23 protein-coding genes are annotated in these 25,355 nt (G+C 71.3%); 11 read left to right on the forward strand and 12 right to left on the reverse strand.

Annotation, left to right across the window (positions count from 1 at the left end):
* Positions 1-251: 251 nt before the first annotated feature.
* Positions 252-566: a DUF5955 family protein gene (locus JK363_RS25015; protein WP_201877458.1), complete on the reverse strand. Its 315-nt coding sequence runs from the start codon at positions 564-566 to the stop codon at positions 252-254.
* 295 nt (positions 567-861) lie between these two features.
* Here JK363_RS25015 and JK363_RS25020 point away from each other — a divergent pair, with 295 nt between their 5' ends.
* The gene (locus JK363_RS25020) at positions 862-1,470 is read left to right on the forward strand and encodes a nucleotidyltransferase family protein (protein WP_201877459.1); all 609 of its coding nucleotides are present in this window, start codon (positions 862-864) and stop codon (positions 1,468-1,470) included.
* 209 nt (positions 1,471-1,679) lie between these two features.
* Positions 1,680-3,299 (forward strand): malate synthase A, encoded by a 1,620-nt coding sequence (gene aceB / locus JK363_RS25025; protein ID WP_201877460.1) that lies wholly within the window; start codon positions 1,680-1,682, stop codon positions 3,297-3,299.
* A gap of 75 nt (positions 3,300-3,374) precedes the next feature.
* On the opposite strand, the gene JK363_RS25030 is transcribed toward aceB, so the two are convergent.
* The 5 genes from JK363_RS25030 to uraD form a co-directional block, all read right to left on the reverse strand.
* On the reverse strand, positions 3,375-5,261 hold the full coding sequence (locus JK363_RS25030; protein ID WP_372444839.1) for an alpha-L-fucosidase: 1,887 nt from the start codon (positions 5,259-5,261) through the stop codon (positions 3,375-3,377).
* Positions 5,262-5,603: 342 nt separating this feature from the next.
* Positions 5,604-6,974: an 8-oxoguanine deaminase gene (locus JK363_RS25035; RefSeq protein WP_201877463.1), complete on the reverse strand. Its 1,371-nt coding sequence runs from the start codon at positions 6,972-6,974 to the stop codon at positions 5,604-5,606.
* Positions 6,975-6,986: 12 nt separating this feature from the next.
* Positions 6,987-7,868 carry a factor-independent urate hydroxylase gene (gene pucL, locus JK363_RS25040; RefSeq protein WP_201877464.1) on the reverse strand — a complete coding sequence of 294 codons (882 nt, stop codon included), beginning with the start codon at positions 7,866-7,868 and terminating at the stop codon, positions 6,987-6,989.
* 5 nt (positions 7,869-7,873) lie between these two features.
* Positions 7,874-8,209 carry a hydroxyisourate hydrolase gene (gene uraH / locus JK363_RS25045; protein WP_201877465.1) on the reverse strand — a complete coding sequence of 112 codons (336 nt, stop codon included), beginning with the start codon at positions 8,207-8,209 and terminating at the stop codon, positions 7,874-7,876.
* Positions 8,209-8,721: a 2-oxo-4-hydroxy-4-carboxy-5-ureidoimidazoline decarboxylase gene (gene uraD, locus JK363_RS25050; RefSeq protein ID WP_201877467.1), complete on the reverse strand. Its 513-nt coding sequence runs from the start codon at positions 8,719-8,721 to the stop codon at positions 8,209-8,211. Before uraD ends, uraH begins: the two co-directional genes overlap by 1 nt.
* A 110-nt stretch (positions 8,722-8,831) precedes the next feature.
* Here uraD and JK363_RS25055 point away from each other — a divergent pair, with 110 nt between their 5' ends.
* Entirely contained in the window at positions 8,832-9,293 is a 462-nt protein-coding gene (locus JK363_RS25055) for an NlpC/P60 family protein (protein WP_201877469.1), read from the forward strand.
* A gap of 64 nt (positions 9,294-9,357) precedes the next feature.
* Here JK363_RS25055 and JK363_RS25060 read toward each other — a convergent pair whose 3' ends face one another.
* The 3 genes from JK363_RS25060 to JK363_RS25070 form a co-directional block, all read right to left on the reverse strand.
* The gene (locus tag JK363_RS25060) at positions 9,358-10,437 is read right to left on the reverse strand and encodes an LGFP repeat-containing protein (RefSeq protein ID WP_201877471.1); all 1,080 of its coding nucleotides are present in this window, start codon (positions 10,435-10,437) and stop codon (positions 9,358-9,360) included.
* Positions 10,438-10,883: 446 nt separating this feature from the next.
* Complete coding sequence (locus JK363_RS25065) at positions 10,884-11,279, reverse strand: helix-turn-helix domain-containing protein (protein ID WP_201877473.1); 396 nt, start codon at positions 11,277-11,279, stop codon at positions 10,884-10,886.
* Entirely contained in the window at positions 11,276-11,545 is a 270-nt protein-coding gene (locus JK363_RS25070) for a YkoF family thiamine-binding protein (protein WP_201877475.1), read from the reverse strand. The genes JK363_RS25065 and JK363_RS25070 overlap by 4 nt, the downstream gene beginning before the upstream one ends.
* 144 nt (positions 11,546-11,689) lie before the next feature.
* Between JK363_RS25070 and JK363_RS25075 the strand changes: the two genes are divergently transcribed.
* From JK363_RS25075 to JK363_RS25095, 5 genes are all read left to right on the forward strand, one after another.
* Entirely contained in the window at positions 11,690-12,535 is an 846-nt protein-coding gene (locus JK363_RS25075) for a TIM barrel protein (protein WP_201877477.1), read from the forward strand.
* A gap of 38 nt (positions 12,536-12,573) precedes the next feature.
* A complete protein-coding gene (locus JK363_RS25080; protein ID WP_307821859.1) occupies positions 12,574-13,482 on the forward strand; it encodes a 2-hydroxy-3-oxopropionate reductase in 909 nt (302 codons plus the stop codon).
* 232 nt (positions 13,483-13,714) lie between these two features.
* Entirely contained in the window at positions 13,715-14,401 is a 687-nt protein-coding gene (locus JK363_RS25085) for a hypothetical protein (protein ID WP_201877481.1), read from the forward strand.
* A 161-nt stretch (positions 14,402-14,562) separates the two neighbouring features.
* A complete protein-coding gene (locus JK363_RS25090; protein WP_201877483.1) occupies positions 14,563-15,519 on the forward strand; it encodes an alpha/beta fold hydrolase in 957 nt (318 codons plus the stop codon).
* Between the two features lie 84 nt (positions 15,520-15,603).
* A complete protein-coding gene (locus tag JK363_RS25095; RefSeq protein WP_201877484.1) occupies positions 15,604-16,431 on the forward strand; it encodes a neutral zinc metallopeptidase in 828 nt (275 codons plus the stop codon).
* Positions 16,432-16,461: 30 nt separating this feature from the next.
* Here JK363_RS25095 and JK363_RS25100 read toward each other — a convergent pair whose 3' ends face one another.
* Together JK363_RS25100 and JK363_RS25105 are read right to left on the reverse strand one after the other, a co-directional pair.
* Positions 16,462-18,153, reverse strand: a complete 1,692-nt coding sequence (locus JK363_RS25100; protein ID WP_201877485.1) for an AMP-binding protein — start codon at positions 18,151-18,153, stop codon at positions 16,462-16,464.
* Positions 18,154-18,200: 47 nt separating this feature from the next.
* A complete protein-coding gene (locus JK363_RS25105; protein ID WP_201877486.1) occupies positions 18,201-19,901 on the reverse strand; it encodes an AMP-binding protein in 1,701 nt (566 codons plus the stop codon).
* Positions 19,902-20,049: 148 nt separating this feature from the next.
* Between JK363_RS25105 and JK363_RS25110 the strand changes: the two genes are divergently transcribed.
* The 3 genes from JK363_RS25110 to JK363_RS25120 all read left to right on the forward strand — a co-directional run bounded on the left by JK363_RS25110 (position 20,050) and on the right by JK363_RS25120 (position 24,173).
* On the forward strand, positions 20,050-20,853 hold the full coding sequence (locus tag JK363_RS25110; RefSeq protein WP_201877679.1) for a helix-turn-helix transcriptional regulator: 804 nt from the start codon (positions 20,050-20,052) through the stop codon (positions 20,851-20,853).
* Between the two features lie 659 nt (positions 20,854-21,512).
* On the forward strand, positions 21,513-22,700 hold the full coding sequence (locus JK363_RS25115; RefSeq protein ID WP_201877487.1) for a magnesium and cobalt transport protein CorA: 1,188 nt from the start codon (positions 21,513-21,515) through the stop codon (positions 22,698-22,700).
* Positions 22,701-22,808: 108 nt separating this feature from the next.
* Positions 22,809-24,173, forward strand: coding sequence for a pyridoxal phosphate-dependent decarboxylase family protein (locus JK363_RS25120; RefSeq protein WP_201877488.1), 1,365 nt, complete (start codon positions 22,809-22,811; stop codon positions 24,171-24,173).
* A 26-nt stretch (positions 24,174-24,199) separates the two neighbouring features.
* Here the strand turns inward: JK363_RS25120 and JK363_RS25125 are convergent, their stop codons facing one another.
* Positions 24,200-25,336 carry a winged helix DNA-binding domain-containing protein gene (locus JK363_RS25125; RefSeq protein WP_215911270.1) on the reverse strand — a complete coding sequence of 379 codons (1,137 nt, stop codon included), beginning with the start codon at positions 25,334-25,336 and terminating at the stop codon, positions 24,200-24,202.
* Positions 25,337-25,355 lie beyond the last annotated feature (19 nt).

Raw genomic sequence — 25,355 nt, forward strand, 5'->3', positions numbered from 1 at the left:
GCCCTGTCCAGCGGATCTTTGAGGATCAGCCCGCGGCGTCTGGTGCCGTGCATCGCAAGGCGGAGGAGCGCCCTCGTACTGGGCGTACTTGGGCGACTCCGACAACGCAGCGAGGCGCGGTGCCAGGCGTCGCGGGCCCGATAAGATCCACCGGACAGGGCCTGGGGCCCGGCGGCCCACGGCGCCGGCGGCGGGGCCCGGTCCGCCCCGGACGAACGGACCGGGCCCCGCGGACACGGCGGGCCCTGGGGTCACTCCCTCCCGCGGCCTTGCGGCACGCTGCCGAAGAGGTCGATCGCGACCCGTACACCGGTCAGCGCGGGGCCGAGCGCGCTGACCGAGCCGAGGGCGCCCGCGATGAGCAGCAGGGAGCGGCGCAGCCGGGGCAGCTCGGGAGCCCCGGTGCGGGCCATGGCGTCCAGCGCGGCCAGTTCGTCGTCCGCGATCGCGCGGTCGGGTAATTCGGCCGGATGGGCCGCCAGGTCACGCCTGAGCCGGGCGACGGCGAGGCGCAGCTCGGCCGCTCTCGGGTCGTCGTCGGTGCCGGACACTCGGCTGGCTTCCATGACCGTGGCGTCCTCCACTGACGAGGCATCGGGTGCGCCCCAGAGCCTCGCGCCATCCTCGGACAACACTGCCCTTCGCCCCCTCGCACACTGGTGCACGAGCCTGCCCCCTCTCCCTCTCTCCCATACGGCCGCCAGGTGCCGTGTCCGGACTCAAGCCCGGACACAAGACCGGGCACAAGGGGCCGCGGCTCAGTTAACGCCACGGTGCGCACGCCGCGCCATACGGAGAGCGAAAATCAGACCGGCTGGGATGGATCGTCCGCAGCGGCGTTCGGTGCGGTAAGCAGGGCCCATGGATCGCACCTCACGTAACAATGCGCAGGTCGCCGGAGTGCTGCTGGCGGCGGGCGGCGGACGGCGGCTGGGCGGACGGCCGAAGGCCCTGTTGAGGCACCGGGGGCGGCCGCTGGTGGAGCACGCGGCGCGCGCGCTGCGGGAGGGCGGGTGCGCCCCGGTGCACATCGTGCTGGGCGCCGCCGCCGAGGAGGTACGGGCGCGGGCCGAACTGCCGGGCTGTGTCCTGGTCGACAACCCGGACTGGGAGGGCGGGATGGGCTCCTCGCTGCGGGCCGGGCTGGCCTCGCTCGCGGGGACCGGGGCGGCGGCGGCGCTGGTCACGCTGGTGGACCAACCCGGGGTCGGCGCCGAGGCGGTGGCCCGGCTGCTGGCCGCGTACCGCTCGCCGGACAGCCTGGCGGCCGCGGAGTACGAGGGAGTGCGGGGCCATCCGGTGCTGTTCGGGGCGGACCGGTGGGCCGATGTGGCCGCGGACGCGCGGGGCGACCGCGGGGCGCGCGGCTATCTGCGGGCGCACCAAGGGGCGCTCACGCTCGTGGACTGCTCGGACATCGCTCGTCCGGATGACATCGACACCACCGAGGACTTGACGCTGCTGGAGTGAGCCGGGGTGGCACCGAGGGTCATGGGGAACCCGATGGGGTGATGGGGAGCTCACCCTTCAACAAAAGATTGAAGTTCCACCATAAGGAAATTAGTATCCACAGGCCAGAAGGTCTGTGGGACGCCACGCTGCCCGTACGCGTCGCACCGCCCTTCTCCTCATCCCCCGGCACCCCGTGCCACGCATCGCCTCCTAAGGAGTGTCCGCCCATGCCAGCACCAGCGCCGTCCCCGCTGGCCGTTGTCGGCACCGCACCTCTGGACCGCCAGGGCGAGGTGCTGACCGACGCGGCCCTGGCCTTCCTCGCCGCGCTGCACGACCGCTTCACCGCGCGCCGCGACGCCCTGCTCGCCCGCCGCGCGGAGCGCCGTGCCGAACTCGCCCGCACCAGCAGCCTGGACTTCCTCCCCGAGACCGCCGCCGTCCGCGAGGACCCGGACTGGCGGGTCGCCCCGGCGCCGCCCGCCCTCCAGGACCGCCGGGTGGAGATCACCGGCCCCACCGACCGCAAGATGACCATCAACGCCCTCAACTCCGGGGCCCGGGTCTGGCTCGCCGACTTCGAGGACGCCTCCGCTCCCACCTGGGCGAATGTGATCGGCGGTCAGCTCAATCTGATCGACGCCTATGAGCGCAGGATCGACTTCACCTCCCCCGAGGGCAAGAGCTATGCCCTGCGACCGGACGAGGAGCTGGCCACCGTGGTCACCCGGCCGCGCGGCTGGCATCTCGACGAGCGCCATCTGCGGGACTCCGACGGCCGCGCGGTGCCCGGTGCGCTGGTCGACTTCGGGCTCTACTTCTTCCACAACGCACAGCGGCTGCTGGAGCGCGGCAAGGGCCCGTACTTCTACCTCCCGAAGACGGAATCGCATCGGGAGGCCCGCCTCTGGAACGACATCTTCGTCTTCGCGCAGGACTACGTGGGCATTCCGCAAGGGACCATCCGCGCCACCGTCCTGATCGAGACAATCACCGCCGCCTACGAGATGGAGGAGATCCTCTACGAGCTGCGCGAGCATGCCTCCGGGCTCAACGCGGGCCGCTGGGACTACCTCTTCTCCATCGTCAAGAACTTCCGCGACGGCGGCCCCGCGTTTGTCCTCCCCGACCGCAACGCGGTCACCATGACTACTCCGTTCATGCGCGCCTACACCGAACTCCTGGTGCGCACCTGCCACAAGCGCGGCGCCCACGCGATCGGCGGGATGGCCGCGTTCATCCCCAGCCGCCGCGATCCGGAGGTCAACGCGGTCGCCCTGGAGAAGGTCCGGGCCGACAAGGACCGTGAGGCGGGCGACGGTTTCGACGGCTCCTGGGTCGCCCACCCCGATCTCGTCCCGGTCGCCCGCGCCTGCTTCGACGCGGTCCTCGGCGACCGGCCGCACCAGAAGGACCGGCTGCGCGAGGAGGTGACCGTCACCGCGGCCGAGCTGATCGACATCTCCTCGGTGGCCGCCAAGCCCACCCACGACGGGCTGCGCAACGCCGTCCAGGTCGGGATCCGCTACATCGAGGCATGGCTGCGCGGACTGGGCGCCGTCGCCATCTTCAACCTGATGGAGGACGCCGCCACCGCCGAGATCTCCCGCTCCCAGATCTGGCAGTGGATCAACGCCGGTGTGATGTTCGAGAACGGCGAGAAAGCCACAGCCGACCTGGTGCGCCGGGTGGCCGCCGAGGAACTCGCGGCGATCCGCGAGGAGACCGGCCCGGAGGGCTACGGAGCCGGAAAGTGGAACCAGGCGCACGATCTGCTGCTGAAGGTCGCGCTCGACGAGGACTACGCGGAGTTCCTCACCCTGCCCGCCTACGAGTTGCTGGACTGAAGCATACGAACGGCACGCGACGGGGCCTCGGACCGGTCGGCGGTCCGGGGCCCCGCGGTGCGCTCACGACAAGTGTCACGAAGGGGACAGCTGAGAACGCGGCACGATCCGCTGGGTCTGACTCGGACTGGACCACAGCAGCTTCATATGAGCCTCACCGGTCCGCTCGGTGTAGTCGATCCGAAGAGTGTGGCGGTGTCCGGCGCGCAGCGCGACGGTCGCCTTGTCGACACGCGGCTCGTGCGGGGTGGCGGAGTCGATGACCAGCCGTCCGTCGATCCACACCCGGACCGTGTCGTCGGAGACGGTGGTGAGGGTGTAGGTCTCACTGTGGCGGGGCTTCAGAGAGCCCGTCCAGCGGACCCCGAAGTGATCCGCCGGCACCGCCGGATCCGGTGAACCGGCGTACCTCCAGGCGTGGTTGACGGTTGGGTCGGTCCGGGTGACGGCGGGCGGCCCGGTGAAGGTGTCATTGGCGAAGATCTCCGCCTTCAGCCCCGTGCCGTCGCCCGGCGGGGCGGACGCCGGGGGCTTCACCGTCAGCGCGATCACCGAGGCGGTGGGGTCCGGCGCGGCACCGGACGGGGTGAGGTCGAAGCCGTCCCCGGCCTCCGTGACCGTGATCCGCTGATCGCTGCCCAGCACCCGGGCGCCGGTCACCCGGAACGGTGTCGTCGCGCCGAGGTGGAGGGACTGCCCGGCGGCGGGCCAGGAACGGACGGACGCGTAGAGGGTGTTGCCCCGTCGGCTGACCGCTCCCCAGGAGGGTTCGGCGACCAGCCCGGCGGCACCCGCCCCGTACACCGCCCGGCCCTGACCGGCCGTCCGCAGCCAGGAGCCGATGGCGCGCAGCCGGTCGACGGAGGGCTGGGGCACCCGGCCGAGCCGGTCGGGGCCGACGTTGAGCAGGTAGTTGCCGCCGCGTCCTGCGATGTCCAGCAGATTGCGGGTGAGGGTGGCCGGGGACTTCCAGTTCTGGTCGTACCGGGCGTACCCCCAGTGATCGTTGAGGGTCATACAGCTCTCCCAGAGCTGGCCGTCCACCGGGGCGTCGGGGATCTCCTGCTCGGGGGTGCCGTAGTCGCCGTCCACCACACGCCGCTTGCCGACCCGGTTGTTGATGACGAGGCCGGGGTCGAGCCCGCGCAGATACGCCTCGAGACGCTCACCGTCCCGCGACGACCAGCGGTTGACGGGGTTGTCGGTGTCCCATTCGCCGTCGAACCACAGCAGATCCGGATGATAGCCGTCGATCAGCTCCTTGAGCTGCGCGTACATCCGCTTCTCGTACTTCGGGAAGGTGGCGGGGTCGGCGAAGTCGGGGTCGTGCCAGTCCCAGATCGAGTAGTAGAAGCCCAGTTTGATCCCGGCGTCGTCGGCCGCGGACTTCAACTCGGCCAGGATGTCCCGGCGCCGGTCGAAGGAGGAGTGGTCGCGCAGATTCCATCCGTTCTGCCGGGTCGGCCACATCGCATAGCCGTCGTGGTGCTTGGAGGTGATGACGATGTAGCGCTGTCCGGCGTCCTGGGCGGCCTTGACGATCGCCTTGGCGTCGAAGGCCGACGGGTCGAAGCCCTGGGCGACGTCCTCGTACCGGCGCGTCGGGATGGCACAACTCCGTTTGATCCACTCGGCGTCGCGGCAGACCGTGCCGTCGGACCGGGTGTACTCGCCCTCCAGCTGGGAGTAGGCGCCGAAGTGGATGAACATCCCGAAGCGGTCCTGCCGCCACCAGGTGGTGCGGTCGGCGGTGAAGGGGTCGTCGGTGGCGTAGTCGGTCCCGGGACCGGCGGCCGGGGACGCCGTCCGGGGAGCGGGCGCGGCGGCGGCCGGGGGGAGGCCGGGGCCGGTGAGGATCGTCGCGAGCGCAAGACCGAGCAGCACACACAGCCCGTGCCTCGGTCTGGGCGGTCGGGATCGGAAGGATCGGAGGAATCGGTGGGGACGTCCGGGCATACGCATGGCGGCTCCTGTGCTCGTGCGGAGGTCGGACAGGAGGGCTGGCCAGCCGCGTACCGGAACCTAGAGCCGGAAAGGTGGGATGTCAACGGGCCGTGTATCGCCTGGATTTGGGCCATCGCCCGCCCGAAGCCTGCCTCCCCAGGTCAACCCCTCCGATGAATCATCGGAGCTTCGGCAGAAGAAGCCCATTCGGCAGAAGGAACCCGGGGCACACAAGGAACCGCACCCGGAGACCGCGGGCCGGAGCCCCACGGTCGCCGGGTGCGGTCGCCGCCACGGCCCCGGCGCGAACGCCGGGCCCGCGTCCGGCCGGGAGCCGTCCCTCCCGGCCGGAGCCCAGGGTCACCCGCCGGCCGCGATACGGGCCAGCCGGTGCGCCTCGTCGCGCGCGGTGCGCGCGATCTCGTCCTCGTCGGCGGTGAGCAACCGCCCGCCCTCCACTACCGGTTCGCCATTCACCAGCGACAGGGTGACCGGGGCCGCCGCGCCGAGGACGAGGGCGGCGACCGGGTCGGCGATGGTCGAGTGGCCGATGCCGTCCAGCTTCCACAGCACCAGGTCGGCCAGTTTGCCCGGCTCCAGGGATCCGATCTGGTCCTGCCGCCCCAGCACCTGGGCGCCACCGTAGGTGCCGAGACGCAGCGCCTGGCGTACGGTCAGCGCCTTCTCGCGGTGGCTGCCGAGCCGGTTGACCAGCAGGGCGTTGCGCAGCTCGGTGTGGAGTTCACCGGACTCGTTGGAGGCGGTGCCGTCCACGCCGAGACCGACCGGCACCCGCGCCGCGAGCAGGTCCGGCACCCGTGCGATCCCCGCTGCGAGCCGGGCGTTGGACGAGGGGCAGTGGGCCACCCCGGTGCCGGTCCGGGCGAAGGCGGCGATGTCGGCGTCGTTCATATGGACGCAGTGGGCCATCCACACGTCCTCGCCCAGCCAGCCCGTGGACTCGAAGTAGTCGGTGGGCCCCATGCCGAACAGCTCGTGGCAGAACTTCTCCTCCTCCACCGTCTCCGAGCCGTGGGTGTGCAGCCGTACGCCCTTGCGGCGGGCCAGGACCGCGCCCTCGCGGAGCAGTGCGGTGGAGACGGAGAAGGGTGAGCAGGGCGCGACCGCGATCTGGAGCATCGAGTCGAAGGAGCCGTCGTGGTGGGTGTCGATCGCCTCCTCGGTGGCGGTCAGCGCGCCCTCGGTGGTCTCCACGGCGAAGTCCGGCGGCAGCCCGCCGTCGGAGGCCCCGCGGTCCATGGAGCCGCGCGCGGCGGTGAACCGCACCCCCAGCTCACGCGCCGCGCGGATCTCGGCCCCGAGCAGATCGCCGGTGCCGCGCGGAAACACGTAGTGGTGGTCCATGGCGGTGGTGACCCCGCCGCGCGCCATCATCGCGAGCGAGCCGCGGGCCGCCGCGTGGACCATCTCCTCGTCGATCCGCGCCCACGTCGGATAGAGCGCGACCAGCCAGTCGAAGAGGTTGCAGTCCTGGGCGAGACCGCGGGTGAGCCACTGGTAGAAGTGGTGATGGGTGTTGACCAGGCCCGGGGTGGCCAGATGGCCGGTGCCGTCGATCCGGCGGACGACTCCCGCCGGCTCCCGGGGCGCGGGTCCGGCGCCCACCGACTCGATGCGGTTGCCCGCGACGACCAGATGCCCGGAGGCGTACTCGGTGTCGTCGGCGTCCACGGTCGCGACGGCGCAGTTCTCGATGACGATGCGGTTCATCCGCGGCGCCCTTCAGTCGGTGGGGATCCGGGGCGTGGCACCGTCGCGCAGCACGGTGGCCTCGATCAGGCCGTAGGGCCGGTCGGCGGCGAAGTACACCTCGTTGTCGTTCTTGAGGCCGAAGGGCTCCAGGTCCACCAGGAAGTGGTGCTTGTTGGGGAGGGAGAGCCTGATCTCGTCGATGTCCGGCCGCTGCTCGATGACCCGGGCGCCCATCTGGTACAGCGTCTGCTGGAGCGAGAGCGAGTAGGTCTCGGCGAAGGCGGTCAGCAGATGGCCGCGCGTCTCGGCGTAGGCCCGCTCCCAGTCCGGCATGGGCAGGGTGTCATCGCTCCAGCCGGAGCGCCAGCGGGCGTGCACCTCGGTGGCGAGGATACGGTCGCGGGCCTCGGGCAGGGTGGTGTACTTGTCCTTGACGTAGCCCCAGAACTCGGAGTCGGTGGAGTTCAGGACGGTGAGATCCGTCAGCCCGGAGAGCACTTCCCAGCGCGTCCCGTCGTAGGAGATCTGGGCGGTGCGGGTCTCCCGGCCGGAGCGGACGAAGGAGTGCCGGGCCTCGCCGGAGGTCTCGATCCGGTCCCAGGCGTACTCCTCGATCCGGATTCGGGCGGTGCGGATCGGCTCCTGGCTGCTGACGAAGTGGCGGGCCAGGTGGATGCCGAACTGCTCGGCCGAGGCGATGCCGTGTTCCTTGGCGAAGGCGTACACGGTGTTCTTGGTGGTGTCGGTGGGCAGCACATGGGCGTTGCTGCCGGAGAGGTGGACCTCGTCCATGTCTCCGGAGAGCGCCACCGAGACGTTCAGGTCCTTGATGTGATGGACGGCGCCGTCGCGCACCACGCGGACGACGCGGCATTCGGCTTTGCCGTACTGGTTCTGGCCGAGCTCGGGCATCAGTGCTAGCTCCCTCGGTATACGGAGTAGCCGAACGGGGTGAGCAGCAGTGGTACGTGGTAGTGCTCACCCGGCTCGACGGCGAAGACGACCGCCACTTCGGGGAAGAAGGCGTGCGGCAGATACGGCCCGGTGGCGAAGCGCAGCCGTACCTCGGTGGTGCCCTCGGGGAGGGCGGGCAGATCCCTGCAGCGGCCGTCGGCGTCGGTGGCGGAGGTGGCGTGCGGGGTCCAGTCCGTGCCGCTCGCGGCCCGGACGGACAGCTCCACGTCCACACCCGCGGCCGGGCGGCCGACGCTGGTGTCCAGGATGTGGGTGGACACGGAGGTGGCGGTTGCCATCACCGTTCTCCTTCCGCTGCGGCCTCCAGGAGGCGGATGAGCCGGATGCGATTGATCTTTCCCAGCTCGGCACGGACGATCTCGCGCTCGGTGTCCGCGTCATTCCCGATCCGCTCGCTCAGAGCGGCCAACATCTCCTCGCCGGTGCGTCCGGTGGCGCAGATCAGAAAGACATGGCCGTGGCGCTCCTGGTAGGCCAGGTTGAGTGCGAGCAGCTCGGCGCGGAGCTCGTCGCGAACCCCGCTCTGCTCGCGGGCCGAGGTGGCGTCGCCCGGGGTGGGTCTGCCGATGGGCGGATGTCCGGCCATCGCCTCGGCGAGATCGTCGGCGGTCAGCCGGGCCATGGCCGCGTCGGAGGCGGCGAGCAGCGCCTCGACGGTGGCGTACGGCCGCCCGGCGGCTACTGCCCGGGCCCAGGCCCGGCCGGTGCACACCTCGTGCAGCAGCCCGGCGGCATCGCTCTCGGCCGCGGAGTTGAACCGGGCCAGGCCCGGCGGTGCGCTGGTAGTCACATCGGCAAGCTAGGAGCCCCCGGCCTCGAACGTCAACACTTTGTTGAAAACTTTCGGTGGCATCATCGACCGCACGAGCCACCGGCGCGACCGAGGGGGAGACAGCGGCGATGAACGGACCGGAGGGCGGCGCACCGGCGGCCGCGCCGCTGCTCACCACGGTGCCCGCGGAGCTGTGGTCGGTGCCGTACACGGGCGCGCGCCATCCCGGCTCGCCGGAGGTGACGGAGCGGCCGGGCCTCGCCGAGGGCGCCAACTGCCAGCTGTTCGCCTACGCGGTGCTGCGCCACTTCGGGCTGCGGCCCCCGGAGCTGCGGTCGAGCGAGCTGTGGGCCGACACGGAGTCCACGGTGCGCGTGACCGCCGCGCGCCCGCTCGACCTGCTGCTCTTCAATGCCACCGACGACGCCTTCGGCGCGCATGTGGGCGTCCTCGCGGGCCCGGACGCGGTCCTGCATCTGTGCGCCGAGGTGGGGCGGCCCGCCGTCTGGCCCCTGGCGGCCTTCGCGGCGCGCCCCCGCTACCGGACCCTGGTGGGGATCAAGCGGGTGGTGCGCCCTTCTCGCGGTTGAGGCAGCTTCGGGCCAACCCGCTCTCCCTTTATGGGGGCGCGGCGCCGCCAGCCTTGGCGGACAACTAGATGACGGCCCACGTGGGCAGCGGAAGCCGCAAACGCGAAGGGATCGAGCCTGTCTGTGGCGTCCACCGGATCGATCCGTGCTCAAAGTTGTTTGCCCGGCTGCCGTCGGGCAGTTGAATCTCGTCCGTTGTCGGGTAGCCGAGCCAGCCACGCTCCCACGCGAGAGAGGCCCACACAGAGCGGTTCATTCCGTGCACTTCATGCGCGCCCAAGGCGGGTGTCCAGTAGATGGAGCCGCGTTCGAAGTGGTTGAACCTGCCTGTATTGTCAGGCGTCGTCAGCTCGTCGGTGATCGGGAATCCAAGGACTCCTTGTTCCCATCGCACCTGAGCGTATTTGTCGCGGATAGCCCCGTGGACTTCATGGGCACCCCGCCCTTGAGTCCAATAAACAAGCGCATGCTCGAACGGCCGCCATCGCCCAAAGTTATATGGTGCGGGCGTTTGCTGCTCGGGACCACTGGCGTTACCCAGCAACCCTGCCGCGCCGCCCAGTTGTGTCCACTTGTCATTGATTGACATAACAGGCGTACTCGGCGGGTCGACAACCGTCTCCACCGTGTATCCGATGGCTGCATCCTGGAATGTGCCGCTGTCGCCTGTGCCGAAACTGACCAAATACTTGTCTGCGTCGATCGTTGCGAAGGGGATCTCGAACCGATACTCGTAGTTGAAGTCTCCGCGGGTGAATCGACTTTCGCCCAAATCCAGGATGGTACTCTCGCGAGGGAGAACTCGGCCGAAGGAGGGCTTGATGTCATCTCCGGTCCAGGCATGGAAGTAGATCAAGGCCCGGCTTACAGGCACCGTGATCCCGTCTATATTGCCGCCCTGCCTGACGTGAAGCGGCAGTGTCTTACTGTCGCCGACATCGCCGGTGACCTGGTCGTAGAGCTTCTTCAGATCTGACTCGACAGCCGGCCATCCTCCGCTCAGGAAGTCTTTGGCGGCTGAGAACAGAACGCCCAACAACGATGTCCAGTCAAATGAGGCGTCTGCGACCGGGCCTTGAATGGTGTTGCCGCCGAGCTCTTCGCCGCCGTCCCCCCAGAACTTGACGATCACTTGCGCGCGCATAGGGCATCACACCTCTTACCTGAAGAGGGTTGTGGGATCTGAGGCACCGAAGCGTACTGAGGCCGGCTTGCGCCGATGGCGCTGTGTCACGCGCTGCCTACGCTTCCGTGGACGAGGTACACCGCCGAGCCACTTGCAGTCACAAGGCACTCATCGCGTTTACCTCCTCATAACAATTCTTGGGAGGCGCTTCGACGTTGTCGTCACCCATTTGGGGGGTGCCCCGAGGCTTTACCCGGCTTTACCCACCTCTCCCGGGTTGGGGCCCTACAACCCGGTCGAAGGAATCTGGTCCATCCTCCGCCGGACCACCCTGGCCAATCGCGCATTCGCCGACCCCGAGGACCTCATCACCGCGCCTTCGATCGGCTCCCGGGAAACCCCGCCACACCTCTGTGAGAAAGTGTGAGAGACACGGCCCCGATGTGAGGCCGTCGTCCTCGTCATCACTCGTTGACCGGGGGCTTTGTGGCCTCGCCGCCCTTCTCGCGGTTGAGGTAGTTGTAGACGGTGAAGCGGCTGACCCCCAGCGCGCTCGCCACCGTCTCCACCCCGTGGCGCACCGAGAAGGCGCCGCGCTGCTCCAGGAGGCGGACCACCGACTGCTTGGTCCTGCGGTCCAGGTCGGCGAGCGGGACACCGTGGCGGCGTTGCAGATCGGCCAGGATGTGGTCGAGCGAGTCGGACAGATGCGGCAGCCGGACGGCCACCACCGCACGGCCCTCCCAGGAGAGCACCACATCGTCGCCGCGCGCCCGCTCCGGGGCGATCATCTCGCCGCCCATGGCGTCGACGAGGGGTTTGACCGCCGAGACGAAGGGGTGGTCCTCCGGCGCGCTCACGCCTCGCCCTCCCGGCCCCCGTCGGCCTCGCCGATCACATTGACCTGGAGCGAGACCCGGGTGGCGCCCGCCTCCAGGGACTTGCGCAGCAACTGGTCCACGGCGGCGAGCACGGCGTCCGCCCGGCCCTCGGCAGTGTTGCCGAACGGGCCGACGTCCACGGCGTCCAGCGCGGCGGACTGCACGGTCTCCCGGGCCACCACGGCATGCGGCGGCACCTCGTCGAGGTCGAACGGCTCGGTGGTGAACTCAACCCTCAATCTCACGCCGCCAACCTACTGCGCCCGGGGGCGCCTCGGGCAGCCCCTCTTGACAGCTCCGCGAACACCGCCGCATGCTTCCGTAATCCAGAAAGCAACTTCCGCTATATGAAATCCCTGATATCTCTGAACGGAAGGAGCCGAGGGCCCATGGACCGTACGGACCGGCGCTTCGAGCACGTCGACGTCAATCTCTCGATCCTCTTCACCGAGCTCCCCCTCCTTCGGCGCCCGGCGGCCGCGGCCGCCGCGGGCTTCACCGCGGTCGAGCTGTGGTGGCCCTGGCCCCGGGACCCCACCCCCGGCCGGGCCGAACTCGACGCGCTCCGCGCCGCGCTGGAGAGCGCCGGGACCCGGCTGGTAGGGCTCAACTTCTACGCGGGTGAGCTGCCCGGCCCCGACCGCGGGGCGCTGTCCCTACCCGGCGAGGAGTCCGACCGCTTCCGCGCCAATGTCGAGGTCGCCGCCGACTTCGCCCGGTCCGTCGGCTGCACCGCGCTCAACGCGCTGTACGGCAACCGGATCGAGGGCGTGGACCCCGAGGCCCAGGACGCCCTGGCGCTGGAGAACCTGACACTGGCCGCCCGCGCCGCCGACCGGGTGGGCGCGACCCTGCTGATCGAAGCGCTGGGCGCCGCGGAGTCCCCGCACTACCCGCTGGTGAGCGCGGCCGCCGCGGTCGAGGTGGCGGAGCGGGTCAACAAGGCCACCGGCCTGGACAACGCCGCCTTCCTGATGGACCTGTACCACCTGGCAAGGAACGGCGAGGACCTGCCGCGGGTCATCGAGACCTACGCGGACCGCACCGGCCATGTGCAGATCGCGGATGTCCCCGGCCGTGGCGCGCCCGGCACCGGCGCACTCGACATCCCCGCGCTCCTGGACCAGCTGCGCGCTGCCGGTTACGACGGCTGGATCGGGCTGGAGTACAAGCCGGACGGGCCGAGCGCCGAGTCCTTCGGCTGGCTGGCCGGGGACCCGGCCGACCGGCACTGAACCGACCCATGACGGAACGACACGAGAAAGGCCGGACCGTGAGCGAAACCCTTCCCGCCATCGCCTGGATCGGACTCGGCATCATGGGCTCCCCCATGTCCGAGAACCTGATCAAGGCGGGCTACGACGTCACCGGATTCACCCTGGAACAGCGGAAGCTGGACCGGCTGGCCGCGGCCGGTGGCACCCCCGCCGTCTCCGTCGCCGACGCCGTCCGGAACGCCGATGTCGTGATCACCATGGTGCCCGCCTCGCCGCAGGTCGAGGCGGTCGTGCTGGGCGAGGACGGCGTACTGGCGCATGCCCGCCCCGGCAGTCTGCTGATCGACATGTCCTCCATCACCCCGCAGACCTCCCAGGCCGTGGCGCGGGCCGCCGCCGAGGACGGCAAGGGCATCCGCGTGCTGGACGCACCGGTCTCCGGCGGCGAGGCCGGGGCGGTGGAGGCCGTGCTGTCCATCATGGTCGGCGGGGAGCCGGAGGACTTCGAGCGGGCCCGGCCGATCTTCGCCGCCCTCGGGAAGACCGTGGTCCGGTGCGGACCGCACGGCGCCGGTCAGACCGTGAAGGCCGCCAACCAGCTGATCGTGGCGGCCAACATCCAGGCGTGCGCCGAGGCCGTGGTGTTCCTGGAGAAGTCCGGGGTGGACCTCGGGGCCGCGCTCGACGTCCTCGCGGGCGGGCTCGCCGGATCCACCGTCCTCCAGCGCAAGAAGGACAACTTCCTCCGCCGCGACTTCGCCCCCGGCTTCCGGATCGATCTGCACCACAAGGACATGGGCATCGTCACCGCCGCGGCTCGCGATGTCGGCGCCGCGCTGCCGGTGGGCGCCGTGGTGGCCCAGCTCGTCGCGGCGCTGCGCGCCCAGGGCGACGGCGGCCTCGACCACTCCGCCCTGCTGCGCGGTGTCGAACGGCTCTCCGGGGCGGTGGCCACCGGCCGCTGACGCCCCGCACACCCCAAGCCCCCGGGCGGCGGTGACCGGCGACTGTCCCAGTCGCGCCCGCCGGTACCGCCGCCCGGGAACCGGAACAGCACCCGGCCGGGCTCCCCCACGCCTGCCCTGTCACCGGGCACAAAACCCCCAACTCCGCCCGCCGGGCGCCCGCTTCGTGGAGCATGGGACATCAGGGCCTGATAGGCCCCCGCCCGTCCCATGGACCTCCCGGAGCCCCGAGATGACCGACAGCGTGCCGGTGCGCTGCCCCGCGTGCCGTCGCGAGCAGTCCTTCACCCCGCCGACCTTCCCCTGCTCCTGCGGCGCCCCGCTCACCCTCCCGGTGCTGCGCGACGGCGCGCCCGAGGAGATCGAGCACCGCACCTGGCAGAACATCTGGGTGGTGGTCGACTGTCCGTCGTGCGGCCGCCGGGGCCACTGGCCGCAGCCGGAGTTCGGATGCGGCTGCGGACGTCTGGTCCGGGTCCCGGTCACTCCCCCGTCGCCCGTCGCGGCCCCGGCGTCCGGTCCCGCGGTGCCGCGCCCGGCCTTCCGGCCGGTGACCATCCGCACCGCCCGGGACGCGGTCACCGCCGCCGCCGAGTATCTGAAGTGGCTGGGCTTCACGGATCCGCGGCACCCGGAGGACCCGGAGGCCGGGGTGGATCTGTACGGCGAGGGCCTGGTCGCCCGGGTCGATCCGGCCACCCGCCCCGCGGAGCTGCGGGACGTCGAATGCCTGTGGCTGCACGGACTCCAGCGATCGGCCCTGAGCGTCTTCTTCTCGCTGGCCGGTTACGCCCGGGACGCGCGAGCACGCGGCGACGCCCTGCGCATCCCGCTGTTCATCATGGATCTGACCGGCACTCCGCAGCCGGTGAACGACCCGGCGGACGTGCTGATCCGGACGGGGCCGCCGGAGCGCTGAACTCCGCCGTGCCCCTTGTTCATTATGGGCTCGCGGAGGGCGGTTTCACCTCCTCTTCCCGGATGATCTTCGGGCGTTCCGCACGCCCTAGCGTGGTGCCCCGATCCCATGTCGGATCGGCTTCCCACCCTTGTCCGCGACCCTTGAGGGAGCGCCTCGTCATGCCTTCTTCCGCCCCGCCCGCCGGTTCCGTCCCGTCCGACCGCACCGTGCGGCACGGCGATGCCGAGCTGGCCGTCCGTGACCACGGCGGCACCGGCCCCGCGCTGCTGCTGCTCCACGGCGCAGGCCGTACGCTCGCCGACTGGCAGGGCGTCGCGGCCGAGCTGACCGCCGACCACCGTGTCGTCGCCATGGATCTGCGCGCCCACGGCCACTCCTCCGCGGGGTCCGGGCCGTGGACGATCCCGGCCGTGCTCGGCGATGTCGACGCCGTACTGGACGCCTGCGGCATCCCGGACGCGGTGCCCGTGGGCCATTCCCTCGGCGGCATGGTGGCCGCGCTCTACGCCGACGCCCACCCGCACACCCCCGGCGCGGTCAACCTCGACGGCTTCGGCCAGGGGCGGCCCGAGCAGTACGTCGGCCTGGATCCGGAGACGGTGCGCGAACGGCTGGCGCGCGCCCATGAGGTCAGCCGGGCGGGCGCGGGCCGGGTCCTCCCGCCCGAGGGTCTGGAGGCCGTCCGCGGCTATCACCGGGCCATGGCGGACCAGCTGGGGTTCGCGCCCGAGCTGCTGGAGGAGGGGCTCCGGCGCTCCCTGGCCGAGACCGGCGACGGGCGGCTGGCGCTGCGGCCCGAGCGCGAGCGCGCCGTGGAGATGCTCGACGCGATGGACGAGCTGGACATGGTGGCCCTCTACCGCCGGACGACCCGTCCGCTGCTGGTGGTGCGCGCCGGACGGCTCGCGGACCAAGGTGACCAACTGGCCTGGTACGACGAGCTGATGGCGGCCTACGTCAAGGGGCTGGACCGGGAGCTCACGGCGCTCGCCGCCGAGCGGCCCTCCCTCAGGGTGCGCACGGTCGACGCGACCCACGCGATGCTGCTCGAGCGCCCGCGCGTACTGGCGGAGGAGACCCGTGACTTCGTCCATCACCTGGACTTGCGCAACTGACCGGCGAACGCTTCCGTTGAGACACCACCCTCCACCGTTCACTGGCTCACCCGACCCATCCGCACGACCGGCCGGAGGCGAACGATGGCTGCTCCGTGGTACCTCAGATTATCCGCCGCCCTGCTCACCACCCTGACCCTGCTGACGGCCACCGGCTGCGGGGGCGGCGACAGCCCGCCGCCGCGTCCCTCCGGCAGCTCCCCCGCGCCCACCACGACCACCCCGGCCGGTACTCCGGGTGGTACGTCCGGCGGCACTCCGGCCACCACCCCGGCCGGTACCCCGCCCGCCACCTCCCCGGGGCCGGTGGGCGAGAGCTCTGCGAGCGGCGGCGGGGGCGGCTCGGAGACCGTGGAAGGGGACATCGACGCGGCGGTGTCCGTCACCACCACCTACTGGTCCAGCCACTGGTCCGAGTTCTTCACGGGCACCTACAACGCCCCGCGGGTGCAGGGGGCGTACGACGGCGCCGCGTCGGACGCGCCCGCCTGCGGTTCCGAACCGCTGCCCGACGACAACGCCGTCTACTGCCCCGCCGGGGACTTCATAGCGTGGGACATGGATCTGATGCGCGGCGGCCACCAGCGGGGCGATGCCTGGGTGTACCTGGTCATCGCCCACGAGTGGGGCCATGCCGTCCAGAACCGGCTGGACGCGGGCCTGGTCGACCTGGCACGTGAGCTCCAGGCCGACTGTCTGGCCGGGGCGGTGCTCTTCGGTGCCGCCCGCGACAACACCCTCACCTTCGAGGAGGGCGACACCGAAGAACTGTCCGACGCCCTGACCGTCCTCGCGGACCAGACGCCCTGGACCAACACCTCCGACCACGGCGACGCGGCCCAGCGGGTGTCGGCCTTCAACCAGGGCGCGCAGTCCGGGGTGAAGGGCTGTCTGCCGAACGCGGGGCAGTGAGCCACGGCCGACCGCGGGGGAACGCCGCCGTCAGAGCGGCGCCGACCGCGCCTGCTCGGCGCCACCGCGGTCGGCCAGGTCGGGGTCGGTACGGGACTCCGGGAGCGGCGCCACCTCACGGGCGCCGCTCTCCCGCAGCTCCACCTTCCGGACCTTGCCGCTGACCGTCATCGGGAAGGCGTCCATCAGCCGCAGATAGCGCGGCACCTTGTAGTGCGCGAGGCGTCCCCGGCAGAAGCGGGCGAGTTCATCACGGGTGAGGGGCTTCGCGCCGTCCGCCAGGATGACGCAGGCCATGATCTCCTCGCCGTACTTCTCGTCGGGCACGCCCACCACCTGCACATCGGCGATCTTGGGATGGGTGTGCAGAAACTCCTCGATCTCCCGTGGATAGACGTTCTCCCCTCCGCGGATGATCATGTCCTTGATCCGGCCGACGATCTCGACATAGCCGTCCTCGCCCATCACCGCGAGGTCGCCGGTGTGCATCCAGCGGGCGCTGTCGATGGCCTCGGCGGTCAGCCCGGGCTCCTGCCAGTAGCCGAGCATCACCGAATAGCCACGGGTGCACAGTTCACCGCGGGTGCCGCGGGGGACGGTCACCCCGGTGGCCGGGTCGACCACCTTCACCTCGACATGCGGCATCACCCGGCCGACGGTGCCGGTGCGGCGCTCCAGGTCGTCGTCGCGCCGGGTCTGGGTGGACACCGGTGAGGTCTCGGTCATGCCGTAGCAGATGGACACCTCGGCCATATGCATCTCCGACACCACCCGCCGCATCACCTCCACCGGACAGGTCGACCCCGCCATGATCCCGGTGCGCAGTGAGGAGAGATCGAACGTGGCGAAGTCCGGCAGGCCCAGCTCGGCGATGAACATCGTGGGCACGCCGTACAGCGAGGTGCAGCGCTCCCGCTCGACGGCCGCGAGGGTGGCCGCGGGGTCGAAGGCCGGGGCGGGGAGGACGATGCAGGCGCCGTGGCTGGTGGCCGCCAGGTTGCCCATGACCATGCCGAAGCAGTGGTAGAAGGGCACCGGCAGACAGATCCGGTCCTGGTGGGTGTAACCGACCATCTCCCCCACGAAGTAGCCGTTGTTGAGGATGTTGTGGTGGGAGAGCGTGGCGCCCTTGGGGAAGCCGGTGGTGCCGGAGGTGTACTGGATATTGACCGGGTCGTCACAGGAGAGCAGGGCCTCCCGCTCGGCCAGCCTCGAAGGCGGCACCTCGGAGCCCGCGCGCACCAGACCGTCCCAGGTGCGGTCGCCGATGTAGACCACATCGCGCAGGGCGGGGCAGTCGGAGCGCACCTGCTCGACCATGCGGCGGTAGTGGCTGGTCTTGTGCTCGATGGAGGAGACCAGCACGGAGATCCCGGCCTGCCGCAGCACATACCGCAGTTCGTGGACGCGGTAGGCGGGGTTGATATTGACCATGATGGCGCCGATACGGGCGGTGGCGTACTGCACCAAAACCCATTCGGGGCAGTTGATGGCCCAGATGCCGACCCGGTCACCCTTGCCGACGCCCTTGGCCATCAGCCCGAGCGCGACCTCCTCGACCGCCCGGCCGAACTGGGCGTAGGTCCAGCGGCGGCCGGAGGGGATGTCGATCAGCGCGTCACGGTCGCCGAACCGCTCGACGGTACGGGCCAGATCGGCACCGATGGTGTCGCCCAGCAGCGGAAGCTCGCTTACGCCGCTGGCGTACGACAGGGCGGTCATGGTGTCTCCTCGTACGGGGATGCGTGGGGGGAGGCGGTCATGAGGGCTCAAGCCTCCTCATGGAATTCGATGCCGTCGCCACGCGCGGTGGCTTCCCGCAGTTCGATGCGGCGGATCTTTCCGGAGACGGTCTTGGGCAGCTCGGCGAACTCCAGGCGGCGGACCCGCTTGTAGGGGGCCAGCACCGCCCGGGAGTGGGCGAACAGCGCCTTGGCGGTGTCGGGGCCGGGCTCCCAGCCGTCGGCCAGCACGATGTACGCCTTCGGCACCGCCAGCCGCACCGGATCGGGGGCGGGCACCACCGCGGCCTCGGCCACCGCCTCGTGCTCCAGCAGCGCGCTCTCCAGCTCGAACGGTGAGATCTTGTAGTCGGACGCCTTGAACACATCGTCGGCCCGGCCGATGTAGGTGATGTAGCCGTCGGCGTCGCGCGAGCCGATGTCGCCGGTGCGGTAGTAGCCATCCGCGGTGGCCTCGGCGGTGCGCTCCTCGTCGCCCTCGTACCCCGTCATCAGGCCGACCGGACGGCCACCGGGTCCGGTGAGGTCCAGGCAGATCTCGCCCTCGTCGGCGGGCTGCCCGGTGACCGGGTCGAGGAGGACGACGGAGAAGCCGGGGGTGGGCCGTCCCATCGAACCGGTCTTCAGCGGCTGGCCGGGGGTGTTGGCCACCTGGACGGCGGTCTCGGTCTGGCCGAAGCCGTCCCGGATGGTGACGCCCCAGGCGCGCCGGACATGCTCGATGACCTCGGGGTTGAGCGGTTCGCCCGCGGCCACGGCCTCGCGCGGGGGGCGCCGCAGCTGGGTCAGATCGGCCTGGATGAGCATCCGCCAGACGGTGGGCGGGGCGCAGAAGGTGGTGACGGCGCAGCGGTCCATCTCGGCCATCAGCCGGGCGGCGTCGAACCGGGTGTAGTTGTGGACGAAGACGGTCGCCTCGGCGTTCCACGGCGCGAAGAGATTGGACCAGGCGTGCTTGGCCCAGCCCGGGGAGGAGATGTTGAGGTGGACATCGCCCGGCCGCAGCCCGATCCAGTACATCGTCGCCAGATGGCCGATGGGATACGAGATATGGGTGTGCTGGACGAGTTTGGGGCGGGCGGTGGTGCCGGAGGTGAAGTACAGCATCAGGGGGTCGTCGGCGAGGGTCGGCCCGTCGGGCACGAACGGCTCGTCCGGCTCGTCCTCCGCCGTCAGCCCGGCCGTCCCGGCGTCCTCGTAGGCGAGCCAGCCCTCCCGCAGACCACCGACCGAGATCCGGGTGTAGTCGCCCGTCACCCCGTCGAACTTGCCGGTGTCCTCGGCCCGGACGATGACGTGCTTCGCCCGGCCGCGCTCCACGCGGTCGACCAGGTCGACCGGGCCGAGCAGTGGGGTGGCGGGGATGACCACGGCGCGCAGTTTCATCGCGGCGAGCGCGGTCTCCCACAGCTCGCGCTGATTGCCGAGCATCACCACGATGCGGTCGCCCGCTTCGACACCGAGGTCGCGCAGCCAGCCCGCCGCCCGGTCCGAGCGCCGGCGCATCTCCTCGAAGCTCACTCGGGTCTCGGTGCGGTCTTCCTCGACGATGTGCAGAGCGGTGCGGTCGTTGCCCTCGGCGATGCGGTCGAACCAGTCCAGCGCCCAGTTGAAGCGTTCCGGGCGCGGCCAGTCGAACCCCTCGTACGCCGCCGGGTAGTCCTCCCGGTGCTCGAGCAGGAAGTCCCGTGCCACGCGGAAGCCGTGAGACGGACTGTTTGCTGTCACATGTCCTCCTGAATGCCGTACCGCTCGCTAGCATCGTGCGACGGGTGATCTGAGTCTCACCACCCCCGGACGGGGGTGGCGGTATTTCGGGGAGGTGGCCGTGGCGGATTCGGACCGGACCGTCGACGTACGGACAACACTGCTGCGGATGCGCCGGAGCGGTGGACTGCCCGTGGCGTTCGGCGGGCTGTGCGCGGGCTCACGGCAGTTCCGCATCTCCGAACTGACCGGCACCACCACCAACTCCCTGCGCGGGCTTGCCATCGCTTCCGGGAACGGCCTGGGCGGCAAGGTGCTCACCATGTCCCGGCCGCTCTCGGTGGCCGACTACCCCGCCTCGCGGGCGATCAGCCATGAGTACGACGCGTCGGTGGGCGCCGAGGGGCTGCGCTCGATGCTGGCGGTGCCGGTGGTGGTCCGCGGCCGGGTGCGCGGGGTGCTCTACGGCGCGCTGCGCCAGCCGCTGGTGCTCGGCGACCGGGCGCTGAGCGCGGCGGTGGCGGCGGCGCGCGAACTGGAACAGTCGCTCGCGGTGCGGGACGAGGCGGAGCGGCTGATGGACGTGGCGCAGCAGCAGCCGTCGGCCGCGGAGGCGGATCCCGCGCTGTGGGAGGAGGTACGCGAGGCCCATGTCGATCTGCGGGCGCTGGCGCACCGGGTGGCCGATCCGCAACTGCGGCGGGAACTCCTCAGCGCATGCGGACGGCTGGCCCGGGCCTCGTCGGGCGGCACCCGGGTGCCGCCCGGCCGCAAGCCGGTGGAGCTGTCGCCGCGCGAGGTGGACGTACTGGCGTGCGTGGCCGCCGGCGCCACCAACTCCTCCGCGGCGGACCGGCTGGGGCTGCGCCCGGAGACCGTGAAGAGCTATCTGCGCTCGTCCATGCGGAAGCTGGGGGCACACACCCGCCTCCACGCGGTAGTAGAGGCCCGCCGAGCGGGCCTCCTCCCGTAGAAGCCTGCCGGGCGGCCTGCGGCCGCACGAGGTGTGGCGGATGCCGTCTGCGCACGCGGCGCGCCCAAGGAACCGGCCGCCGCACCGCGCCCGGTTCCTGGCACCCGCGACTCCTGGCATGCCACCGACCGACGGCGGGGGCGGTGGGGCGGACTGCGCGGCCGATGGCGCGTGCCGCCCGCACACCGCAGGCCGCGACGCGACGGCCCCGGCAGAAGCCAGGCCCCCGCAGGCGGACGCGGCCGGGCTCAGGGGGCGCCCTGGGCCCGCGCGGCCACAGGCCCCGCCCCACACCCGAAGCGCCCGCAAGCACGGGCCGCGGCGCCACGGTCCCAGCGGGGCCGAGCCCGCGCAGGCGCGGCCGGGCTCAGGGGCGTCCCAGGTAGTGCGGCCGCGCGCGGAGTCGCGCGGGCGCACCGCGCGGGTGGGCGCGGGGAGGGATATCCTGCTCGTGGTCAGTGCTCTGCGCCCGCGCGCCACGGCGAGGAGGTGAGGTCCGCGATGCACGGTGAACCTCCCAGTCGTACGCCGCGAGGCGCCACCCCGGCCCGGCTGTTCTGAGCGCCAGGCGAGCGCGATTCCCAGCCCGGTCCGGTGGCGGTGCCCGGCGGTGTGCCCCACACTCCGCTTCCGCGCCCGCTACCCGTAAAGGACCTGCCATGTCCGAGCGCTCCTCCCGCACCCCGCGGTCCTCGAGGCGGTACCCCTGGCTGCGCCCCACCGCCGCCCGTGAGGCGAACTCCGCTCCGCGGCCCTCCCCCGGGCGGCCGGGCCCGCCGCGCGGCGAACCCCTGCCGGTGGCGTCCGACGGCGCGCCCGCCGACGATCGCAGCGTGGTGGACGCCGCGGTCTACCGCGGGGGCCGCCGGGTGGGCACCCCCGGGACCCTGGCCGCCACCTACCGCCGGCTGCGCGAGGAGCCGGGCGCGATGGCGTGGATCGGGCTGTACCGGCCGTCGGAGGCGGAGCTGCTGTCGCTGGCCGAGGAGTTCGATCTGCACAAGCTGTCCATCGAGGACGCGATGGAGGCGCATCAGCGGCCCAAGCTGGAGCGCTACGGCGAGACGCTGTTCGTGGTGCTGCGCGCCGCCCGCTATCTGGACGCGCCGGAGGAGGTCGACTTCGGCGAGCTGCACATCTTCGTGGGACCGGACTTCGTGATCACCGTCCGGCACGGCGCCGCCCCCGATCTGTCCGCGGTGCGCACCCGGATGGAATCGACACCCGAGCTGCTGGCGCTGGGCCCGGAGGCGGTGCTGTACGCGATCCTGGACGCGGTTGTGGACGGCTACGCCCCGGTCGTCGCGGGGGTGCAGAACGACATCGACGAGATCGAGACCGAGGTGTTCCGGGGCGACCCGCAGGCGTCCCGCCGGATCTACGAACTCTCCCGTGAGATGGTCGAGTTCCAGCGTGCGACCCGCCCCCTGGTGGGGATGTTGCGGGGGCTGATGGCCGGGTTCGACAAGTACGGCACCGACGAGGAGCTCCAGCGCTATCTGCGGGACGTCGCCGACCACGTCACCCACACCAGCGAGCGGGTGGACGGCTTCCGCTCGGCGCTCACCGACATCCTGGCGGTCAACGCCACGCTGGTGACCCAGCAGCAGAACGCCGAGATGCGGGCGCTCGCGGAGGCCGGTTTCGAGCAGAACGAGGAGGTCAAGAAGATCTCCGCGTGGGCGGCCATCCTCTTCGCCCCGACCTTGGTGGGCACCATCTACGGGATGAACTTCACGCAGATGCCCGAGCTGCACTGGGCGTTCGGCTACCCCTTCGCGATCGTCCTGATGGCCATCGTCTGCACCGGCCTTTATCGCGTCTTCAAGCGGCGGGGCTGGCTCTGAGCCGTCCGGCTCGTCGCCCCCGGCGACCGGACGGTTGCCACGGGATCCACGAGGACATACGTTTGACCCCAAACATCCCCACGAGCGCGAGGGAAGGCCGGACACCGCATGGACCTGGGACACTGGCTCGGCCAAGCCGTGGAGGCGAACCGCGCGTGGGCGGAAGCGTACGGCCCGTTCCGCTCCCATCCGTCGCTGGAGATCGACGACGAGCGGTTCGCCGAGGTGTTCGGCACCTTCACCGAGCGGCTGAAGGAGAACTACCCGTTCTTCCACCCCCGCTACGCGGGGCAGATGCTCAAGCCCCCGCACCCCGCCGCCATGGTCGGCTATCTCACCGCCATGCAGATCAACCCCAACAACCACGCACTGGACGGCGGACCGGCCACCGCGCGGATGGAGCGGGAGGTGGTGGAGCAGCTGGCCACGATGTTCGGCTACGACACCCATCTCGGCCACCTCACCACCAGCGGCACCGTCGCCAACCTCGAGGCGCTCTTCGTCGCCCGTGAACTCCACCCCGACCGGGGCGTCGCCTACAGCGCCGAGGCGCACTACACCCACGGCCGGATGTGCGGTGTGCTGGGTGTCGAGGGGCATGCCGTGCCCACCGACGGCCGAGGCCGGATCGACCTCGACGCGCTGGAGGAGTTGCTGGCCACGGGCCGGGTGGGCACCGTCGTGCTCACCGCGGGCACCACCGGCCTCGGCGCGATCGACCCCATCGACCGTGCCCTGGCGCTGCGCGAACGCTACGGCGTACGGATCCATGTGGACGCCGCCTACGGGGGCTTCTTCACCCTGCTGGCCGGAGCCGAGGGCCCGGCCGGGCTGGCCGAGGCGCCCTGGCGGGCCATCGCGCGGTGCGACTCGATCGTCGTCGACCCGCACAAGCACGGGCTCCAGCCCTACGGCTGCGGGGCGGTGCTGTTCGCGGATCCGGAGGTCGGCCGCTTCTACCTCCATGACTCCCCCTACACCTACTTCACCTCCGAGGAGCTGCACCTCGGAGAGATCAGCCTGGAGTGCTCACGCGCCGGGGCCTCGGCGGCCGCACTGTGGCTCACCTTCCAGCTGCTGCCGCCCACCCCGGAGGGTCTTGGCCAGGTGCTGGCGGCCGGCCGCCGGGCCGCGCTCACCTGGTCGGAGCTGATCGAGGGCTCCGAGCTGCTCGATCTGTACCAGCCGCCGGAGCTGGACATCGTCAGCTACTTCCCGGTGACCGAACCGGCCGCGCTCTCCGCGATCGACCGCGCCTCGGCCCGGATCCTCCAGGAGGGCATGACCGGCGAGCACCCCGTCTTCCTTTCCACGCTCCGGGCCGACGCCCGCGCGTTCACCGGCCGCCACCCCAAGCTGACCGCCGACGCCGAGGGCGCGCGGATCCTGCGCAGTGTGCTGATGAAGCCGGAGTCCGAGGACTATGTGACCGAACTGCACAGCCGGGTCGAGGAGCTGGCCCGGCGGGCCTGACGGCGGGGTTCGACAGCGGAGGGGGTTCAGGGCGCCGGGCGCTCGATCCGCACCGCGCGGGTGGCGGCCGTGGGATCGGTCGCGTCGAGCAGCCGTGCCGCTCGGCCCTCCAGGGCCTCCCGATCGTCGGCAGTCAGCGGGACGAACGGTGAGACCGTCAGCGTCGCCGTGGCGCTGTCGCCCTTGCCGGTGCGGTCGACGCCCCAGATACCGCCGACGAAGCCGTCCACCAGGATCGTGCCGCGCACCACGGCGTTGACGCCCATCACCCGCATCCGGTAGGCGTCGTCCATCACCCGGGCCCGGTCGGCGTGCGAGAGCAGCAGATTGTCGAAGTCGGCCACCAGCCGCGCCGCAACCGGCGTCCCGGGGTCCGGAAGCGGCGCGTCCGGTATGTCGTACAGCTCGCGCCCGCCCTCGTCCCTGAAGATGCGCAGGCCCGGACGCAGCCGTTCCAGCACCTCACGCAGCCCGGTCAGCCCGCACCACTTCTGGACGTCGGCGACGGTCGCGGGTCCGAAGGCGGCGAGATAGCGCAGCACCACCGCCTCCAGGGCGGCGGCCGGGGAGCCGGTCTCCATCGGCCGGCCGAGCCAGTCCTCCACGCTGGTGTAGCGGGGCCCGCCGCCACGGCTCCACAGACCGCGCGGCGGCACCTGGACCAGCGGCGCCCACAGCCGCAGCGCGTTCACCAGCGCGCCCGGGTCCGCCTCCGGCCAGCGCGCGCCCAGCTCCCGCCGCAGCTCCGCGGGCCCCAGCGCGTCCCGACGCACGTGCTCCCGCGCCACCGCCACCAGCTCCTCCCGCTCCACACCGCGCACCCCGCGCGCGAAGGGCGTCTGCCGGAACGACCGGTCCAGCATCGGCTGCACCAGCGGACGCAGCCGCAGCGCGTCCTCGGCGCTCACCAGGTGCACGGTGCCGCGCATCAGCACCATCCGCACCACCTGCCGCTCCGTCATCAGCTTTTCCAACTCGGTGAAGGAGAAGCCGTCGAGCCGGGTCCACAGCCCGAGGTACGGCGCACCCGGCGCCTGGGACTGCATACCGACCAGCCACTCGATCGTCTCGAGGGCGGTCAGGGACGCCGACGGGTTCAGCAGCAGCTGTCGCTCCAGCAGCGCCCGGTTGAGCGCGCGGGGGCCGAGCACGGGGTGTGTCATACCCCGCACGGTACGAGCC

It is taken from the genome of Streptomyces coffeae, from assembly GCF_016741875.1.
GTDB classification, from domain to species: Bacteria; Actinomycetota; Actinomycetes; order Streptomycetales; family Streptomycetaceae; genus Streptomyces; species Streptomyces coffeae.

What these genes read in the sequence shown, in the direction of transcription:
- JK363_RS25015 (WP_201877458.1), bottom strand. Translation starts at nt 566, where the DNA reads ATGGAAGCCAGCCGAGTGTCCGGCACCGACGACGACCCGAGAGCGGCC.
- JK363_RS25020 (WP_201877459.1), top strand. Translation starts at nt 862, where the DNA reads ATGGATCGCACCTCACGTAACAATGCGCAGGTCGCCGGAGTGCTGCTG.
- aceB (WP_201877460.1), top strand. Translation starts at nt 1,680, where the DNA reads ATGCCAGCACCAGCGCCGTCCCCGCTGGCCGTTGTCGGCACCGCACCT.
- JK363_RS25030 (WP_372444839.1), bottom strand. Translation starts at nt 5,261, where the DNA reads ATGCGTATGCCCGGACGTCCCCACCGATTCCTCCGATCCTTCCGATCC.
- JK363_RS25035 (WP_201877463.1), bottom strand. Translation starts at nt 6,974, where the DNA reads ATGAACCGCATCGTCATCGAGAACTGCGCCGTCGCGACCGTGGACGCC.
- pucL (WP_201877464.1), bottom strand. Translation starts at nt 7,868, where the DNA reads ATGCCCGAGCTCGGCCAGAACCAGTACGGCAAAGCCGAATGCCGCGTC.
- uraH (WP_201877465.1), bottom strand. Translation starts at nt 8,209, where the DNA reads ATGGCAACCGCCACCTCCGTGTCCACCCACATCCTGGACACCAGCGTC.
- JK363_RS25055 (WP_201877469.1), top strand. Translation starts at nt 8,832, where the DNA reads ATGAACGGACCGGAGGGCGGCGCACCGGCGGCCGCGCCGCTGCTCACC.
- JK363_RS25060 (WP_201877471.1), bottom strand. Translation starts at nt 10,437, where the DNA reads ATGCGCGCGCAAGTGATCGTCAAGTTCTGGGGGGACGGCGGCGAAGAG.
- JK363_RS25075 (WP_201877477.1), top strand. Translation starts at nt 11,690, where the DNA reads ATGGACCGTACGGACCGGCGCTTCGAGCACGTCGACGTCAATCTCTCG.
- JK363_RS25085 (WP_201877481.1), top strand. Translation starts at nt 13,715, where the DNA reads ATGACCGACAGCGTGCCGGTGCGCTGCCCCGCGTGCCGTCGCGAGCAG.
- JK363_RS25090 (WP_201877483.1), top strand. Translation starts at nt 14,563, where the DNA reads ATGCCTTCTTCCGCCCCGCCCGCCGGTTCCGTCCCGTCCGACCGCACC.
- JK363_RS25095 (WP_201877484.1), top strand. Translation starts at nt 15,604, where the DNA reads ATGGCTGCTCCGTGGTACCTCAGATTATCCGCCGCCCTGCTCACCACC.
- JK363_RS25100 (WP_201877485.1), bottom strand. Translation starts at nt 18,153, where the DNA reads ATGACCGCCCTGTCGTACGCCAGCGGCGTAAGCGAGCTTCCGCTGCTG.
- JK363_RS25110 (WP_201877679.1), top strand. Translation starts at nt 20,050, where the DNA reads ATGCGCCGGAGCGGTGGACTGCCCGTGGCGTTCGGCGGGCTGTGCGCG.
- JK363_RS25115 (WP_201877487.1), top strand. Translation starts at nt 21,513, where the DNA reads ATGTCCGAGCGCTCCTCCCGCACCCCGCGGTCCTCGAGGCGGTACCCC.
- JK363_RS25120 (WP_201877488.1), top strand. Translation starts at nt 22,809, where the DNA reads ATGGACCTGGGACACTGGCTCGGCCAAGCCGTGGAGGCGAACCGCGCG.
- JK363_RS25125 (WP_215911270.1), bottom strand. Translation starts at nt 25,336, where the DNA reads ATGACACACCCCGTGCTCGGCCCCCGCGCGCTCAACCGGGCGCTGCTG.